At 67.3% G+C, this 16,225-nt stretch carries 12 protein-coding genes; 4 read left to right on the forward strand and 8 right to left on the reverse strand.

What is annotated here, in order from left to right:
- Positions 1 to 58: 58 nt before the first annotated feature.
- Positions 59 to 1,147 (reverse strand): ferrochelatase, encoded by a 1,089-nt coding sequence (gene hemH, locus FO470_RS02940; RefSeq protein ID WP_144341414.1) that lies wholly within the window; start codon positions 1,145 to 1,147, stop codon positions 59 to 61.
- A 722-nt stretch (positions 1,148 to 1,869) separates the two neighbouring features.
- Between hemH and FO470_RS02945 the strand changes: the two genes are divergently transcribed.
- A complete protein-coding gene (locus FO470_RS02945; protein WP_186291812.1) occupies positions 1,870 to 4,122 on the forward strand; it encodes a rhamnosyltransferase WsaF family glycosyltransferase in 2,253 nt (750 codons plus the stop codon).
- Between the two features lie 27 nt (positions 4,123 to 4,149).
- Here the strand turns inward: FO470_RS02945 and FO470_RS02950 are convergent, their stop codons facing one another.
- From FO470_RS02950 to FO470_RS02960, 3 genes are all read right to left on the reverse strand, one after another.
- Positions 4,150 to 5,577, reverse strand: a complete 1,428-nt coding sequence (locus tag FO470_RS02950; RefSeq protein ID WP_144341416.1) for a homospermidine synthase — start codon at positions 5,575 to 5,577, stop codon at positions 4,150 to 4,152.
- A gap of 320 nt (positions 5,578 to 5,897) precedes the next feature.
- Positions 5,898 to 7,118 carry a polyhydroxyalkanoate depolymerase gene (locus FO470_RS02955; RefSeq protein ID WP_144341417.1) on the reverse strand — a complete coding sequence of 407 codons (1,221 nt, stop codon included), beginning with the start codon at positions 7,116 to 7,118 and terminating at the stop codon, positions 5,898 to 5,900.
- Positions 7,119 to 7,452: 334 nt separating this feature from the next.
- Positions 7,453 to 7,812: a hypothetical protein gene (locus FO470_RS02960; RefSeq protein ID WP_144341418.1), complete on the reverse strand. Its 360-nt coding sequence runs from the start codon at positions 7,810 to 7,812 to the stop codon at positions 7,453 to 7,455.
- Between FO470_RS02960 and FO470_RS02965 the strand changes: the two genes are divergently transcribed.
- A complete protein-coding gene (locus tag FO470_RS02965; RefSeq protein ID WP_144341419.1) occupies positions 7,781 to 8,437 on the forward strand; it encodes a glutathione S-transferase in 657 nt (218 codons plus the stop codon). The two genes, FO470_RS02960 and FO470_RS02965, sit on opposite strands and share 32 nt — an antisense overlap.
- A gap of 143 nt (positions 8,438 to 8,580) precedes the next feature.
- Here the strand turns inward: FO470_RS02965 and FO470_RS02970 are convergent, their stop codons facing one another.
- Positions 8,581 to 8,916, reverse strand: a complete 336-nt coding sequence (locus tag FO470_RS02970) for a GIY-YIG nuclease family protein (protein ID WP_144341420.1) — start codon at positions 8,914 to 8,916, stop codon at positions 8,581 to 8,583.
- Positions 8,917 to 8,954: 38 nt separating this feature from the next.
- Positions 8,955 to 11,903 (reverse strand): DNA polymerase I, encoded by a 2,949-nt coding sequence (gene polA / locus FO470_RS02975; protein ID WP_144341421.1) that lies wholly within the window; start codon positions 11,901 to 11,903, stop codon positions 8,955 to 8,957.
- A gap of 289 nt (positions 11,904 to 12,192) precedes the next feature.
- On the opposite strand from polA, the gene truA reads away from it, so the two are divergent.
- The gene (gene truA / locus FO470_RS02980) at positions 12,193 to 12,945 is read left to right on the forward strand and encodes a tRNA pseudouridine(38-40) synthase TruA (RefSeq protein WP_144341422.1); all 753 of its coding nucleotides are present in this window, start codon (positions 12,193 to 12,195) and stop codon (positions 12,943 to 12,945) included.
- A gap of 30 nt (positions 12,946 to 12,975) precedes the next feature.
- Here truA and FO470_RS02985 read toward each other — a convergent pair whose 3' ends face one another.
- Both FO470_RS02985 and FO470_RS02990 read right to left on the reverse strand, forming a co-directional pair.
- A complete protein-coding gene (locus FO470_RS02985; protein ID WP_144341423.1) occupies positions 12,976 to 14,310 on the reverse strand; it encodes a dihydroorotase in 1,335 nt (444 codons plus the stop codon).
- A gap of 116 nt (positions 14,311 to 14,426) precedes the next feature.
- Positions 14,427 to 15,059, reverse strand: a complete 633-nt coding sequence (locus tag FO470_RS02990; protein ID WP_144341424.1) for a MarC family protein — start codon at positions 15,057 to 15,059, stop codon at positions 14,427 to 14,429.
- Positions 15,060 to 15,272: 213 nt separating this feature from the next.
- Between FO470_RS02990 and FO470_RS02995 the strand changes: the two genes are divergently transcribed.
- Positions 15,273 to 16,163, forward strand: a complete 891-nt coding sequence (locus tag FO470_RS02995) for a TIGR01459 family HAD-type hydrolase (RefSeq protein ID WP_144341425.1) — start codon at positions 15,273 to 15,275, stop codon at positions 16,161 to 16,163.
- Positions 16,164 to 16,225: the final 62 nt, after the last annotated feature.

Genomic DNA, 16,225 nt, shown 5'->3' on the forward strand with positions numbered 1-16,225 from the left:
AGGGCCGGGCCTGACGGCGCTCATGCGGGATGCGCCGGCTCGTCCCGCCGTCGCGACCTCAGCCCAGCTCGGCCCAGCCCTTCAGCTCGCGGCGGATCACCGTCTCCAGCACCGCCATGCCGTCCGGCGTGTCGTTCAGGCATTCGATGAAGTGGAACTTCTCGCCGCCATTGTGGTGGAAGATCTCGGCGTTCTCGCCGCCGATCTCCTCCAGCGTCTCCAGGCAGTCGGCGACGAAGCCGGGGGTGATGACGGCGAGCCGCTTCACGCCGGATTTCGCCAGCGCCTCCACCGTCTTGTCGGTGTAGGGCTGCAGCCATTCCGCCTTGCCGAAGCGCGACTGGAAGGTGAGCCTGAGCTTCTCCTCCGGCCAGCCCAGCTTTTCGCGCAGCAGGCGCACGGTCTTGTAGCAGTAGCAGTGATAGGGGTCGCCCTTCTCGAAATATTCCTTCGGAATGCCGTGGAAGGAGGCGAGCATCAGTTCCGGCTCCCAGTCGAGCTTGCCGAGTTCCGAGGTAATGGAATTGGCGAGCGCCTCGATATAGGCGGGCTCGTCCGGCCAGTGCGGGGCGACGCGCAGCACCGGCTGCCAGCGCATCTTCTTCAGTGCGTCGAAGGCGGCGTCGCACACCGTGGCGGAGGTGGCGGCAGCGTATTGCGGATAGAGCGGCACCAGAAGGATACGCTCGCAGCCCTGTGCCTGCAGCGCCTCGATGCGCGAGGCGACGGACGGGTTGCCGTAGCGCATCGCCCAGTCGAAGACGAGGCGCCCGTCGAGCGGGCCGAGGCTGGCCGAGAGCTTTTCCGACTGCGCGCGGGTGATGGTGCGCAGCGGCCCCTCGTTCCGCTCCTTGTTCCAGATGGTCGCGTAGTCCTTGCCCTTGGCCTGCGGCCGGCGGGAGAGGATGACGACATTGAGCAGGAACCACCACAGCGCGCGGTTGACCTCGATCACCCGGCGGTCGGAGAGGAATTCCTTGAGGTAGCGCCGCATCGACCAGTAGTCGGTGCCGTCCGGCGTGCCGAGATTGACGATGAGCACGCCGATCTTGCCGAAGGCGACGGGCGGATGGCCGGCCGGCAGGCCGCCATCGGGGCCGGGGGTGAGCGCCACGGACGCCTCGTTGACCACAACGGTCTTGTTCATCGGCATACCTCGCCTGACGGAAACCCAACACGCAGCGCGAGCTTATAGGCGGAAGGAGGTGGGTTTCCAACGGTCCCGGCAATTACGCTTTGGGGCCACATCCCGTTAGGAGCAGTGGAACGCGTTACGAAATATTTCGGATCTAGCCCTATTCGGTCTATCTAGGGCGCGGGCGGATGTTTCCTGGAAGGGGACCGTCGGCGAGGAACGGCGCGCCAGCATAGCACGTGAGCCGTTTTGGAACTGACCATTGCGTCTGTGGTATCAGGATGCGACAGGAATCGGTCAGATCTGGTCTGCGGCTCTCAGAATTGTGCACTGTTGGCAGTGGCACGACGTTTGTGGCAGCGAGGACTGGTCTGATATGGCGAAAAAAAGCAGTTTGTCTGGCACATGAAGATATTCAAGAAGGTTGGATCTCGGCGGCACCGGGGTGGAAGCGAGCAGGTTGTCGAGATTGGGCGCCGAATTTTCGACGCGGGCTGGTACGCAAAACAAAACCCGCATCGGATCGAGGGTGATCCGTTCAAGCATTATTTGAAGTTCGGCGATCGCGAAGGGCTCGATCCTTCTCCCTTTTTTTAACCACGTGGTATCGCGAGCAGAATCCCGATGTTGCCGGCGCTGCCGTTAACGCGCTGATCCATTACATCGAGTCGGGTGCCTCAGAGGGGCGCCAGCCGCACCCGCTCTTCGATACGCAGTTCTACGAAGCGCGTTACGTGGATGTGCGCGTCTCGCGGGTAAATCCGCTGCAGCACTACATCGAGAATGGCGCCGCCGAACTGCGCTGGCCGAATGCGCGCTTCGATCCCGAATTCTACATCAAGCAGAATCCCGAGGCGCGCGGCAATCCGCTGCTCCATTATATCGAACAGGGGAGCCGCTACGATCTGCCGACCATACGCGATGATTTCCGCAAGGCCGGGCATCGCGATGCGATTGGGGCGATCGTCGCGCGCACACTGCCGAACGATATCAATCCCAGCGTTCGCATCCCTTTCAGCGGCCGTCATGACATCGCCTTCGATAAGGTTGCTGTCATCGCGCATGTTTTCTATCCGGATGTTCTCGATGGAATGCTGGGCTACATCTCCAATATTCCGCAACCGATGGGGCTGTTCGTTTCAACGGACACTGCGGAGAAGCGCGAACTGATTCTGGAGACTATCGCGAAATTCGACCTGTTCGACGAAGTCGATGTTCGGATCCTACCTAACCGTGGTCGCGACATTGCTCCGAAGTTGATCGGTTTCCGGGATGTCTATGAGCGCTATCCTGCCTTCCTGCATTTGCATTCCAAGAAATCCCCCCATGCTGGCGATGTCTATGCAGGGTGGCGCGATCACCTGCTCGAGGGGCTGATCGGGACCCGCGAAATTGCGCTGTCTAATCTATCGTTGCTTTCCGAAACGCATGTCGGAGCGGTTTATCGGGAGCATGCCAACTTCATCAAGCCGGTCATCAACTGGGGTTACGATTTCGACCTCGCGAAAGATCTGCTGAAACGCGTTGGCGTCCGGCTAGATGCGGCTCACATCCTCGAATTCCCGTCCGGGTCGATGTTCTGGGCACGCTCGGAAGCGATACGTCCACTGCTCGATCTCGGGCTGGACTGGGACGACTTTCCCCCTGAAGAGGGACAGATAGACGGCACTTCGGCTCACGCCATCGAGCGTTGCATGCTCTATTTCGTTGAGGCTGCGGGTTTCCAGTGGCGCCGGACGACGCTTGCAGCGACGGGCAAGCCGGTAGCCGCACGGCGTTTCCGCTCGCTATTGTCGTCGAACGATGATCTGGTGCCGCTTGCCCAGACATCGATACCTGAAACACTGCGCCTGATGGCGGTGAAGACGGAGAGCAAAGCCCGACGCTTGAATCTTCTCGTTCCGACCCTGCGGCCAGAGCATATTTTCGGTGGAATATCGACGGCGTTGAAAGTCTTCCTCGAGCTTGGTGCGGCCGGCGACGTCGATCTACGCATTCTGGTGACAGAGACGTCCGTCGAGGGCGAACTGCCGATATCCCTACGGGCCTTTGACGTGCAGAAGCTTGGCATGGAAACCGGCGGGCACCAGGTCGTTGTGGACTGCTCGGACCGCCTTTACGCTGAACTGGAATTGAGTGAACAGGACGTCTTCGTAGCAACGGCGTGGTGGACAGCGGCGAACGCGTTTCGCCTACTCGAAAAGCAAAAAGAATTCTTCGAATCCGCTCGCAAAGTCATCTATCTTATTCAAGACTACGAATCGAATTTCTACGGCTGGTCGGGTCGTTTCGCACTCGCGGAAGCCACATATCAATATGGCTATGACACGGTGGCGGTCTTCAATTCGGAAGAGCTCGCCAATTTCTTTTCGCAACGATACAGCTTTTCATCGAGCTACATGCTTCCCTATTCACCGAACGAGAAAATTGCGGCGGCCCTGGCACCAGTGCCGCGCGAGCCTATCATCCTCTTCTATTCACGCCCGTCTGCGACGCGCAATTGCTTTGAGATAGGTCTTGATGGTATCGCGCTCTGGGCCCGCCGTAACCCGACCATTGCGGCAGACTGGAAGCTTTATTGCATCGGCGAGAGATTTCCGGAGCAATTGCTGCCTCGGCTGCCGGAGGCCCTGATCACCGGCAAGATGCCGCTGGAAGAGTATGCCGGTCTGCTCAGCCGGGCCTCGGTCGGAGTATCGCTGATGCTCTCACCACATCCGAGCTATCCCCCGCTAGAAATGGCCTTCGCCGGGGTACGGACGATCACCAACGGCTACGAGTGCAAGGACCTGACGCAGCGTAGCAGCCTGATCTCGAGCCTTGACGTGGTGACCGCTGAACATTTGGCGGATGAGCTCGAACGCGTGGTCGGAAAGGCCCTGTCCGATCTGAACAAGGTCACGGCGATCCGCACGCCCATCGCCGATCTTTCATCGAGCGCACCGCGTTACGCAGCGCGTGATGTGCTGGAGGCCGCTTTTTCATGAGAGGCTGCCGAGGCGCGCCGCCGCGCCTCACCGCACCAGGATGTTGCGGAACTGCCAGGGATCGCTCGTGTCGATGTCCTCGGGGAACAGGCCGGGGCGGCCGTCGAGGGGGGTCCAGTCGGTGTAGTAGCCCTTCACCTTGCCGAGATAGGGCTTCTGGATCGCCAGGCAGCGGCGGTAGTCCATCTCGTCGGTCTCGACGATGCCCGCCTCCGGGTTCTCCAGCGCCCACACCATGCCCGCGAGCACGGCGGAGGTGACCTGAAGGCCGGTCGCGTTCTGGTAGGGCGCGAGCTTGCGGGTTTCCTCGATGGTGAGCTGCGAGCCGTACCAGTAGGCGTTCTTCTCGTGGCCGAAGAGCAGCACGCCCAGCTCGTCGCGCCCGTCGACCACCTCGTGCTCGTCGAGGATGGCCCAGTCGCCGGAGAACTTGCCCTCATTGCCGAAGGTCTCGTGCCAGGACAGCAGCGCGTCGTTGCAGGGGTGGTAGGCGTAGTGGCAGGTCGGGCGGTAGGCGACCTGCGCGCCGTTGCGCACCGTGTAGTAGTCGGCGATCGAGATCGACTCGTTGTGGGTGACAAGGAAGCCGTGCTGCGGCCCGAGGCTCGGGCACCAGGTGCGCACCTTCGTCGCCGCGCCGGCCTGCATCAGGTAGATCGCCGCGCCGGAACCGAAATTATGGGTGTGGCCGTTGGCGGGCATCCACTTCTCATGGGTACCCCAGCCGAGCTCGGCCGGCTGGAGGCCTTCGGAGACGAAGCCCTCGACCGACCAGGTGTTGACGAATTTGCCGAAGGGGCGCGGGTCGCGGGCGCGCTGGGTGTCGCGCTCGGCGATGTGGATGCCCTTGACGCCGACGCGGCTCATCAGCGCCGCCCAGTCCTCGCGGCTGGCGGGCTCGTCGAAGGCGAGGCCGATGTCGCGGGCGAGGTCGACCAGCGCCTGCTTCACGAACCAGGACACCATGCCGGGATTGGCGCCGCAGGTGGAGACGGCGGTCGGCCCGCCGGGATTGCGGCGCTTGGCCTCCAGCAGCGTCTCGCGCAGCGCGTAGTTGGAGCGGCTGGCCGCCGTGGCGTCCTTGTCGAAATAGAAGCCGAGCCAGGGCTCGATCACCGTGTCGATGTAGAGCGCACCGCATTCGCGGGCGAGCGTCATGATGTCGACCGAGCCGGTGTCCACCGACAGGTTCACGACGAAGCCGCGGCCGCCGGTGGTGAGCAGCGGGGTGAGCACCTCGCGGTAGTTTTCCCGGGTGATTGCCAGCTGCAGGAAGCGGATGCCGCGCTCATCGAGCAGGGCGCGGTTGTCGTCCACCGGATCGATGACGGTCAGGCGATCCTTGTCGAAATCGAGATGCCGCTCCAGCAGGGGCAGGGTACCGCGCCCGATCGACCCGAAGCCGATCATCACAATGGGACCGTCGATTTTTCCGTAGACCGGCCAAACTGACATTCTCGGGGGGACTCCTTTGGTTCCGAGGGACAGGAAAGTGCGGGGGCACCATGGGATGCCGCAGCGTGCCGCGTCAATGGTGACGGGCACGTGACGGGGCGTGGGCGGGTTGCAGGGGTAATGCGGGTGGGGAAGGCGGGTCGGCCGGCTATGGCTCCGAATGCCGACGCTCCCGCGGAAGCGACGTCATGGCCGGGCTTGTCCCGGCCATCCACGCCTTCCTTTCACCCGCAAAGTCGTGGATGCCCGGCCCAAGGCCGGGCATGACGGTCTGCGAACGGGACGCGCCCGTCCGGGATGACGACAAGAGGAACGCAGCCCTACGCGTCGCTCGCCAGCACGTGGTTGCGCACCAGCGGGTAGACCTGGCCCTTCCAGCGGCGGCCCGAGAACACGCCGTAATGGCCGACGCCGGCCTGCAGGTGGTGGCGGCGCAGATGCGGGCGCAGCGAGGAGCAGATGTCCTGCGCGGCGACGGTCTGGCCCACGGCGCAGATGTCGTCGCGCTCGCCCTCCACGGTGAGCAGCGCGGTGCGGCGGATGGCGCGGAAATCGATCCTTTCGCCGCGATAGGTGAGCACGCCGCGCGGCAGCTCGTGCTCCTGGAACACCTTGGCGATGGTCTCCAGATAGAACTCGGCGGCGAGGTCGAGCACGGCGAAATACTCGTCGTAGAAGGTCTTGGCGGTGTGCGCCTTCTCGTGCTCGCCCATGGCGAGGTTCTCGAACAGCTCGACATGCGCCTTCACGTGGCGGTCGAGGTTCATCGCCATGAAGGCGCCGACCTGCACGAAGCCGGGATAGACCCGGCGGCCCGCACCGGCAAAGCCCGGCGGCACGGTGGCGATGAGGTTCTTCTCGAACCAGTCGAGCGGCTTGGAGGTGGCGAGCTCGTTGACCTTGGTCGGGTTGATGCGGGTGTCGACCGGCCCGGCCATCAGCGTCATGGAGCGCGGCTGGGCCGGGTCGTCCTGCTGGGCCATCACCGCCGCCGCGGCGAGCACCTGCACGCAGGGCTGGCAGACGGCGAGCAGGTGCCCGCCCTCGCCCATCGCCTGCGTGAAGCGGATGACGTGCTCGACATAGTCGTCGAAGCCGAAGCCGCCGGCGGCGAGCGGCACGTCGCGCGCATTGTGCCAGTCGGTGACGTAGACGTCGTTCTCCGGCAGCAGGGTCTTCACCGTGTCCTGCAGCAGCGTGGCGAAATGGCCGGACAGCGGGGCGACGACGAGGATGCGCGGCTGCGGCTGGTCGATGTCCTTGGCGAAATGCAGCAGCGAGCCGAAGGGCAGCGCCAGCGCCACCTCCTCGCGCACCTCGACCTCGCGGTTGCCGACCGTGACGCGCTCGATGCCGAAGGCGGGGCGGTGGTGGCTGAGGCCGGCGCGCTCGATCATCTCGAAGGCGGCGGAGAGATTGCGCAGCACGGCGCTGTCGCCGAAGCCGCCCATGGCGGTGCTGAGGACCCGCCGGGAGAGGCGCGCCGCCACGCGGACGGGATCGAACAGATCGGTCTGGGCCTGATAGGCGGCGTAGATCATCGGCGGCGGGTCTTGTGGCAGGAGGTGGGGCGGCCGGTGAGGCAGCGGGTGATGCGGTTCGCGCGGCGCGGGCCGGGCGGGAGGATTAAGGGCCCGCCCCGGGGAGAGGACAGGTTAGCGGGCGCGGGCGGTGCGGGCGATACGACGAAGGACGCGCCGCGGGGCGCATCTAGGGTGGAATCGTAAGGGGTGAACGGCGCGCTTGCCAAGAGCGGGGCTTTCAGGCGGTTCCGCCGCGCCGCTTCCGGGCGGCTTCGCCCGGTCCGCCGGGGCGTCCCGGCGGGCGCCGGATCGGGAATGGCACGAATAGTGTTTGCCCTGCGGCAACCGATCATCATCGCCCACCCGACACAGGACGCACGCCCATGGCCGCCGCCCCGACCTCCAAATCCCGCTCCGCGCCCCGCGCCAAGCCCGGATCGCGAGCGAAGACCGGGGCCGAGGGACCCGCTGCCAAAGAGCCGGTTGCCAAGGCGCCCGTCACCAAGGCAGGCGTTGCCAAAGCAGGCGTTGCCAAGGCAGGTGTCGTCAAGAAATCGGCCGTCCCGTCGAAAACCGCCACGGCAACACCCTCCGCGCCCGCCCCGGCGAAGGCGGGAAAGCCGTCCGCGCCGAAGGGCGCGAAACCGGCGGACAAGCCGAAGACCGGACCGGCGGCCGCTGTGGCGACGGCCACGCTGACGATCAGTAGCAAGAACTATTCCTCATGGTCGCTGCGCGGCTTCCTGCTGTGCCGGCTGGCCGGGCTCGACATCGCCGAGGCGCGGGTCTCGGCCGAGGATCCCTCGATCCGCGCCGAGCTGCTGCTGCAATCCTCCTCCTTCCTCGTGCCGCGTCTCGACCATGACGGCCTGCGCATCTGGGACACGCTGGCCATCGGCGAGTACCTGCATGAATTGAAGCCAGAGGCCAGGCTTCTGCCCACGGATCGCGCAGCGCGGGCGCATTGCCGCTCCATCGCCGGCGAGATGCATTCGGGCTTCGCCAATCTGCGCTCGGCGCTGCCGATGAACATCAAGGCGCGCCATCCCGGCTTCAAGGTGTGGACCGGCGCGCAGGGCGACATACTGCGCATCGTCACCATCTGGACCGGCTGCCTGAAGGCCTATGGCGGGCCGTATCTGTTCGGCGCGGCGCCGACGCTGGCGGACGCGATGTACGCGCCGGTGTGCTCGCGCTTCACCACCTATGACGTGCCGCTCGACCCGGCGAGCCGGGCCTATTGCAGGACCATCCTGGCGCTGCCGGCGATGAAGGAATGGACCGCCGCCGCGCTGGCCGAGCCGGACGAGCTGGAGGAGCTCGACGTCGAGTTCTGAGGAGGAGGCGGTTCCCCGAGACGTGGATGGCCGGGACAGGCCCGGCCATGACGTCGTTTGGGCGGTGGCGGTTGTGACGGGAATACCGTCATGCCCGGCCTTGGGCCGGGCATCCATGACTTTGTTCGGAACCGGGAAACGATCTAGCGCAGTATTTCCTCATAGAGATCGCGCCATTCGGCATTGCCCGCGTGAATGAGCCGTACTTTCCAGGCACGGGGCCAGTGCTTGATGTTCTTCTCGCGCTGGATGGCGGCGGTAATGTCGTCATGGCGTTCGAAATAGACGAGGGATTTCAGCCCGTGCCGCCGGGTGAAGCCGTCGACATTGCCCTCCCGATGCTCCCAGACGCGGCGGGGAAGATCGGAAGTCACGCCGACATAAAGGGTGCCGTTCGGCCGGTTGGTCAGGATGTAGACGAAGCCACCCTTCATGTCGCCAGCATGGCAATCGTAGATGGCCGGGACAAGCCCGGCCATGACGTCGTTCAGATGGGGGAGGTACGCATTCGCCGGTGCTAGTGCGCCTCGTCCCAATTCGAAGCCGCGCGGGCGTCGACCTTCAGCGGCACCTCGAGAGCGACGGCCGGGAACGGCGCCAGCTCCATCACCTCGCGCACCACCGGGATGGTGGCGCCGACCTCGTCGTCCGGGACCTCGAAGATCAGCTCGTCATGCACCTGCAGCAGCATGCGGGCGGAGAGCCCCGCCTTCTCCAGCGCCGGTTCCATGCGCGCCATGGCGCGGCGGATGATGTCCGCCGCCGAGCCCTGCAGGCGGGCGTTGATCGCCGCGCGCTCGTTGAAGGCGCGGATGGAGGGGTTCTTGGCGGATATGTCGGGGTAGTGGCAGCGCCGGCCGAACAGCGTCTCCACATAGCCGTGCTCGCGCGCGAAGTTGCGGGTCTCGTCCATATAGGCGCGGATGCCGGGGAAGCGCTCGAAATAGCGCTTGATGTAGGCGCCGGCCTCCTCTCGCGGGATGGAGAGCTGGTTGGCGAGCCCGAAGGCCGAGATGCCGTAGATGATGCCGAAATTGATCGCCTTGGCGCGCCGGCGCACCTCGCCGGGCATGCCCTCGATCGGCACGCCGAACATCTCGGACGCCGTCATCGCGTGGATGTCGAGCCCGTCCTGGAAGGCCTGCCGCAGCGAGGGGGTGTCGGCGATCTCGGCGAGCAGGCGCAGCTCGATCTGCGAATAGTCGGCTGAGATCAGCTTGTGGCCCGGCGCGGCGATGAAGGCCTGGCGGATCTTGCGGCCTTCCTCGGTGCGCACCGGGATGTTCTGCAGGTTCGGCTCGGAGGAGGAGAGCCGGCCCGTCGTGGTGGCGGCGAGCGCGAAGGAGGTGTGCACGCGCCCGGTCTCGGGGTGCACATAGCCCGGCAGCGCGTCGGTATAGGTGGATTTGAGCTTCTGCAGCTGGCGCCAGTCGAGGATGCGGCGCGGCAGCTCATGGCCCTGCTCGGCCAGTTCCTCCAGCACGTCGGCGCCGGTGGACCAGGCGCCGGTCGGGGTCTTGCGGCCGCCGGGGATCTGCATCTTGCCGAACAGGATGTCGCCGAGCTGCTTGGGCGAGCCGGGGTTGAAGGTCTCCCCCGCCATCTCGGAGATCTCGGCCTCCAGCCGGCCCATCCCTTGAGCGAACTCGCCGGACAGGCGCGAGAGCATCTGCCGGTCGATCGTGATGCCGCGCGCTTCCATCCGCGCGAGCACGGTGACGAGCGGGCGCTCCAGCGTCTCGTAGACCGTGGCCTTGCCCTCGGCGGCGAGGCGGGGCTTGAGCACCTGCCACAGGCGCAGCGTGACGTCGGCGTCCTCGGCAGCGTAGTCGCTCGCCTTGTCGATGGGCGCGCGGTCGAAGCGGATCTGTCCCTTGCCCTTGCCGCAGATCTCCTCGTACTTGATCGGCGTGTGGCCGAGCCAGCGCATGGAGAGCGGGTCCATGCCATGCGGCGAGGCGCCGGCGTCGAGCACATAGGAGACCAGCATCGTGTCGTCATAGGCGACGAGCTCGATGCCGAGGCGCTTCAGGATCAGCCAGTCATATTTGAGGTTCTGGCCGATCTTGAGCACGCCGGGGTGCTCCATCAGCGGCTTGATGGCGGCGATGGCGTCGTCGAGCGGGATCTGGTTCGGCAGCAGGCCTTCGCTGAACAGGCCCTCGTCGCCGCCCTTGTGGGCGAGCGGGACGTAGCAGGCCTCGTTCGGCGCGGTGGCCAGCGAGAAGCCGACGATCTCCGCCTGCATCGGGTCGAGGCCGGTGGTCTCGGTGTCGACCGCGATGAGCCCGAGCTCGAAGGCGCGGGCGACCCATTCGCGGAGCCGCTCCAGCGTGGTGACGGTCTCGTATTTCGAGCGGTCGACCGGCGTGGTCGCCGCCTCCTTGATGCGGGCGGCGGAAAGCGCCTGCGGCGTGAAGCCTTCGCCGAGGGCCGCGGCCGCCTCGGTCGGGATGGCCGGTTCCTTCGTCTCCGGGTCGAGCCCGGCGGCGAGCAGCGCGGTCTCCGCCCCGCCCGCGCGGAGGCCAGGGTCGGGCTCGATGGCGCCGGCGTCGATCTCGTAGGCCTCGGCGACGCGGCGGGTCAGCGTGGTGAACTCCATCGCCTTGAGGAAGGCGATGAGGCGCTTGCCCTCCGGCTCGACCACGGCGATGTCGTCGAGCGGCACGTCGAGCGGCACGTCGCGCTTGAGCGTCACCAGCTCGCGCGACAGCCGGGCCTGATCGGCGAACTCGATGAGGTTCTCGCGCCGCTTGGTCTGCTTGATCTCGCCGGCGCGGGCGAGCAGCGTGTCGAGGTCGCCATATTCGGCGAGCAGCTGGGCGGCGGTCTTGATGCCGATGCCCGGCACGCCCGGCACGTTGTCGACCGAATCGCCGGCGAGCGACTGCACGTCGACCACCTTCTCGGGGCCGACGCCGAACTTCTCGACCACCTCCCCGGCGCCGATGGCGCGGTCCTTCATCGGGTCGTACATGCGCACGCGCGCATCGACGAGCTGCATCAGGTCCTTGTCGGAGGAGATGATGGTGACGAGCGCGCCCTTGGCCTTGGCGAGTTCGGCATAGGTCGCCATCAGGTCGTCGGCCTCGTACTTGTCCTGCTCGACGCAGGCGAGGTCGAAGGCGCGGGTGGCCTCGCGGATGAGCGGGAACTGCGGGCGCAGGTCCTCCGGCAGGTCCGGGCGCTGGGCCTTGTAGAGCGGGTAGATGTCCTTGCGGAAGGTCTGCTCGGACTTGTCGAACACGACCGCCAGATGCGTCGGCTTCGGCTCGAAGCCCTGCGCCCGCACCAGCTTCCACAGCATGTTGCAGAACCCCGCCACGGCGCCGACCGGGAGCTTGTCCGAGGTGCGGGTCAGCGGCGGCAGCGCGTGATAGGCGCGGAAGATATAGGCGGAACCGTCGATCAGGACGACGTGGTCGCCGGCTTCGACGGGATCCTGGCGGGGGTCTTGCTCGGGCATTCGGGGCTCCGTTGGGAGCGGGCAAGCCCACCCCAATTCTCGATTGCCTGAGCTGTGCTCAGGCGGGCGCACGATGCCCGAAGCCCACCGGCCGGGCAACCATCCCGGCCCTCTTCCGAGCACCGTCATGCCCGGCCTTGTCCCGGGCATCCACGACTTCATGCCCGGAGCGACGGAAGTCGTGGATGGCCGGGCCAAGCCCGGCCATGACCGTGTTCGTGGGTGGCCCAGGCGCGGCGAGGATGACGCCGCGCCTTCCCGGCGCTACAGAGCGCGCAGGAAGTGAACCATGCCCCGCTACAAGCTCACCATCGAATATGACGGCACGCCCTTCGTCGGCTGGCAGATCCAGGCCGAGGGAGCGAGCGTGCAGGGCGTGCTGGCCGAGGCGGTGAAGCGCTTCGCCGGCGAGGCGGCGGCGGTGCACGGGGCCGGGCGCACCGATGCCGGCGTGCACGCCACGGGGCAGGTCGCGCATGTCGAGCTCACACGCGACTGGCGGCCGGACACGGTGCGCGACGCCATGAACGCGCATCTGCGCCCGCATCCCGTCGCGGTGCTGGCCGCCGAGCGTGCGGCGGACGATTTCCACGCCCGCTTTTCGGCCGTCGGCCGGCGCTATGTCTACCGCATCATCGCCCGCCGGCCGGACCTCGCGCTGGAGCGCGACCGGGCGTGGCGGGTGCTGCGCCCGCTCGACGCGCAAGCGATGGCGCAGGGCGCTGCGCGCCTCGTCGGCCGGCACGACTTCACCACCTTCCGGGCGGTGGGCTGCCAGGCCGCCTCGCCGGTGAAGACGCTCGACCGGCTGGAGGTGGAGACGGTGCCCGTCGAGGGGCCGGGCATGGAGGTGCGGGTGCACGCGGCGGCGCGCTCCTTCCTGCACCATCAGGTGCGCTCCATGGTCGGCACGCTGGTGAAGGTCGGCGAGGGTGCCTGGACGCCGGACGACGTCACCGCCGCTTTGGAGGCGAAGGACCGCACGCGCTGCGGCCCGATGGCGCCGGCGGCGGGGCTCTATCTGGCGGAAGTGACGTATTGAGGCGCGCCGGCCTGAGGTCGGCGCCGCGCCTCAGAGCTTCGGCAGGGCTTCCATGAAGCGCACCGGCGCGCCCTGCGCGGGCGTGAGCAACTCGCCTTCCCACATGACGCGGGCGCCGCGCAGCAGCGTGCCGACCGGCCAGCCCGTCACCTCGACGCCGTCATAGGGGGTCCAGCCGGGCTTGGAGGCGATCCAGCCGTTGCGGATGGTCTCGCGGCGCTTGAGGTCGACGACGGTGAAGTCCGCGTCGTAGCCGACGGCGATCCGGCCCTTGGTGGCGATGTTGAAGATGCGGGCCGGACCGGCGCTCGACAGGTCAACAAAGCGCTCCAGCGTCAGGCGGCCGGCATTCACATGGTCGAGCATGGTGGGCACCAGCGTCTGCACGCCGGTCATGCCCGAGGGGCTCGCCGGATAGGGCTTGGCCTTCTCCTCCAGCGTGTGCGGGGCATGGTCGGAGCCGAGCACGTCGACGACACCCTCCGCGAGGCCGTGCCAGAGCGCGGCGCGGTGGCGCGCCTCGCGCACCGGCGGGTTCATCTGCACCAGTGAGCCGAGCCTGGCGTACCAGCTCGCATCCATGGTGAGGTGGTGCGGCGTGACCTCGACGGTGGCGACGTCCTTGTGGGCGCGCAGGAACTCGATCTCCTCCTGCGAGGTGACGTGCAGCACGTGCACGCGCTTGCCCTCCTCGCGGGCGAGGTTGACGAGGCGGGTGGTGGCGGTGAGCGCCGCGATCTCGTCGCGCCAGACCGGATGCGAGGAGGCGTCGCCCTCCACGCGCAGATGCTTGCGCTCGTCGAGGCGCGGCTCGTGCTCGCAATGGAAGGCGGCGCGGCGGCGGATCACCTTGAGGATGGCGCGCACGCCGGGATCGTCGGCCACCAGCAGCGAGCCGGTGGAGGAGCCGATGAACACCTTGATGCCGGCGGCGCCGGGCAGCATCTCCAGCTCCGGCAGATCCTTCACATTGTCATGGGTGCCGCCGACGAAGAAGGCGAAGTCGCAGTGCATGCGGCCGGTGGCGCGGGCGATCTTGTCTTCCAGCGCGCTCGCCGAGGTGGTGAGCGGGTTGGTGTTCGGCATCTCGAACACGGCGGTGACGCCGCCCATGACCGCCGCGCGGGACCCCGATTCGAGGTCCTCCTTGTGCTCCATGCCGGGCTCGCGGAAATGCACCTGGGTGTCGATGACGCCGGGCAGGAGGTGCAGGCCGGTGCAGTCCACCGTCTCGTCGGCCCGGTCGGGCGAGAAGGAGCCGATGCCGGCGATGCGGCCGGCGCGGATGCCGACGTCGCGCGCGCCGATGCCGTCCTGGTTCACCACCGTGCCGCCCTTGAGCAGGAGATCGAAGGTCTCGGTCATGATGATGTCCTCGCCGGTGATGGAACGCGGGTGGTGAGCGCGCGCACGCTCTTACGCCATATCCCGCGCCAGCGGAACGCCCGTGGCGCCGGGGCCGGGCGTTCGTCGGGCGCGGGTCAGGTGAGCCCCGGGAACAGGGCGCGCAGGCTCGCCACCAGCATTTCCATGGCGATCGCCGCCAGCACCATGCCCATCAGCCGCTTGGTGACGGTCATCACCGTGGGCGAGAGCACCCGGCCGATGAAGGGGCCGGCGATCAGCGTCGTGCCGAGCAAGGCGAGGAAGGCGAGGATGCCGATGGCCAGCGCGGCGTAGTCGCCGGTGTGCTGCGCGGTGTCGGCATAGACGATGAGGGCGGAGATGGTGCCCGGCCCCATCAGGATGGGGATGCCGAGCGGATAGAAGGCGACGTTGCTGGCGCTGGCGAAGGTCGCCTTCTCCGCCCCCGAGCCACCATGGGTGGCGCTGTCCTCGCCGTGCAGCATGGACAGGGCGATGAGCAGCACGATGAGCCCGCCGGCGAGGCGGAAATGGTTCACGTCGAGGCCGAAGAAGCCGAGGATCGCCTGCCCCGCCACCGCCGAGACGAAGCAGCCCACCGCCACCGTGGCGAGCACGAGGATGGCGGTGCGGCGCTGCTCGCCCTCGCTCATGCCGGAGGTGAGCGACAGGAAGATCGGCAGGTTGGCGATCGGGTTCATGATCGCGAACAGGGCGGCGAAGACCTTGGCGGCGAAGGCGAAATCCATCGGTGCTGCTCTCTCCCTCCGGCAGGGCGGGCCGTGCCTTTGTCCAGTCGGGCGTGGCGGATGCCGGTCCTTGTAGCAGGAACCGCGCACCTGCGTCCGCCCTCGTCATGCCTTCGAGGACGCGGGACGGCGGTGCCGGAGGGCGCGCCGGCGCATGCCCGCTCCGCCCGCCGCGCTCTTGTGCGGGCCGCGCGGGCGTGGCAATCCGCCTGCATGCAAGCCGATGTCCAGATCCCCTCCGTCCCGCCCATCGTCGCGTCCTTCGCCGATCTCGCGCCGCGCTACGACCTCGTGCTGTGCGATGTCTGGGGCGTGCTGCACAACGGCGTCGTCGGCTCGCAGCCGGCCGCCGACGCGCTGAAGCGGGCGCGGGACGCCGGCACGACGGTGATCCTCGTCTCCAACGCGCCGCGCCCGGCCGAAGGGGTGGCGCGCATCCTCGACGGCTTCCGCATCCCGCGCGACGCCTATGACGCCATCGTCACCTCCGGCATGGTGACCAACGCGCTGCTCGGAGCCCGGCCGGGCGTGAAGATGTGGCATCTCGGCCCGGAGCGCGACCTCGGCATCTATGACGGGCTCGACCTCACCCAGACCTCCTTCGAGGCGGCGGAGCTGATCGTCTGCACCGGCCTGTTCGACGACACGGTGGAGACGCCGGAGGACTACGCGGCGACGCTGAAGGCGGCGCGGGGGCGCAACCTGCCCTTCATCTGCGCCAATCCCGACATCGTGGTGGAGCGCGGCGGCGACCTGATCTGGTGCGCTGGGGCGATCGCCGAGGCCTATGCGGAGCTCGGCGGCGACGTGGTGTTCTGCGGCAAGCCGCACCGGCCGATCTACGAGACCGCCTTCGCCACCGCCTCGAAGCTGCGCGGCGAGCCGGTCGACCCAGCCCGCGCCATCGCCATCGGCGACGCGCTGCGCACCGACCTCGCCGGGGCGCTGGGCTTCGGCATCGACTGCCTGTTCGTCGCCGCCGGCATCCATGCCGGGGAGCTGGGCCTCGAGAACGGCTCGCAGGTCGACCCCGGGGCGCTGGCGCGCCTGCTGGCCGACGGCCCCGGCCGGCCGGCGGCGGTGACCACCCGCCTCGTCTGGTGAGGGGCTTCCGGCGGACCCTTCCCGACGTGCTCTTTCTCGGCGTGCTTGCGGGAAACCCCGAT

The sequence above is a fragment of the Ancylobacter moscoviensis genome (genome assembly GCF_007559435.1).
In the GTDB taxonomy this organism is placed as follows: domain Bacteria; phylum Pseudomonadota; class Alphaproteobacteria; order Rhizobiales; family Xanthobacteraceae; genus Ancylobacter; species Ancylobacter moscoviensis.

What these genes read in the sequence shown, in the direction of transcription:
- hemH (WP_144341414.1), bottom strand. Translation starts at nt 1,147, where the DNA reads ATGAACAAGACCGTTGTGGTCAACGAGGCGTCCGTGGCGCTCACCCCC.
- FO470_RS02950 (WP_144341416.1), bottom strand. Translation starts at nt 5,577, where the DNA reads ATGTCAGTTTGGCCGGTCTACGGAAAAATCGACGGTCCCATTGTGATG.
- FO470_RS02955 (WP_144341417.1), bottom strand. Translation starts at nt 7,118, where the DNA reads ATGATCTACGCCGCCTATCAGGCCCAGACCGATCTGTTCGATCCCGTC.
- FO470_RS02970 (WP_144341420.1), bottom strand. Translation starts at nt 8,916, where the DNA reads ATGGCCGGGCTTGTCCCGGCCATCTACGATTGCCATGCTGGCGACATG.
- polA (WP_144341421.1), bottom strand. Translation starts at nt 11,903, where the DNA reads ATGCCCGAGCAAGACCCCCGCCAGGATCCCGTCGAAGCCGGCGACCAC.
- truA (WP_144341422.1), top strand. Translation starts at nt 12,193, where the DNA reads ATGCCCCGCTACAAGCTCACCATCGAATATGACGGCACGCCCTTCGTC.
- FO470_RS02985 (WP_144341423.1), bottom strand. Translation starts at nt 14,310, where the DNA reads ATGACCGAGACCTTCGATCTCCTGCTCAAGGGCGGCACGGTGGTGAAC.
- FO470_RS02990 (WP_144341424.1), bottom strand. Translation starts at nt 15,059, where the DNA reads ATGGATTTCGCCTTCGCCGCCAAGGTCTTCGCCGCCCTGTTCGCGATC.
- FO470_RS02995 (WP_144341425.1), top strand. Translation starts at nt 15,273, where the DNA reads ATGCAAGCCGATGTCCAGATCCCCTCCGTCCCGCCCATCGTCGCGTCC.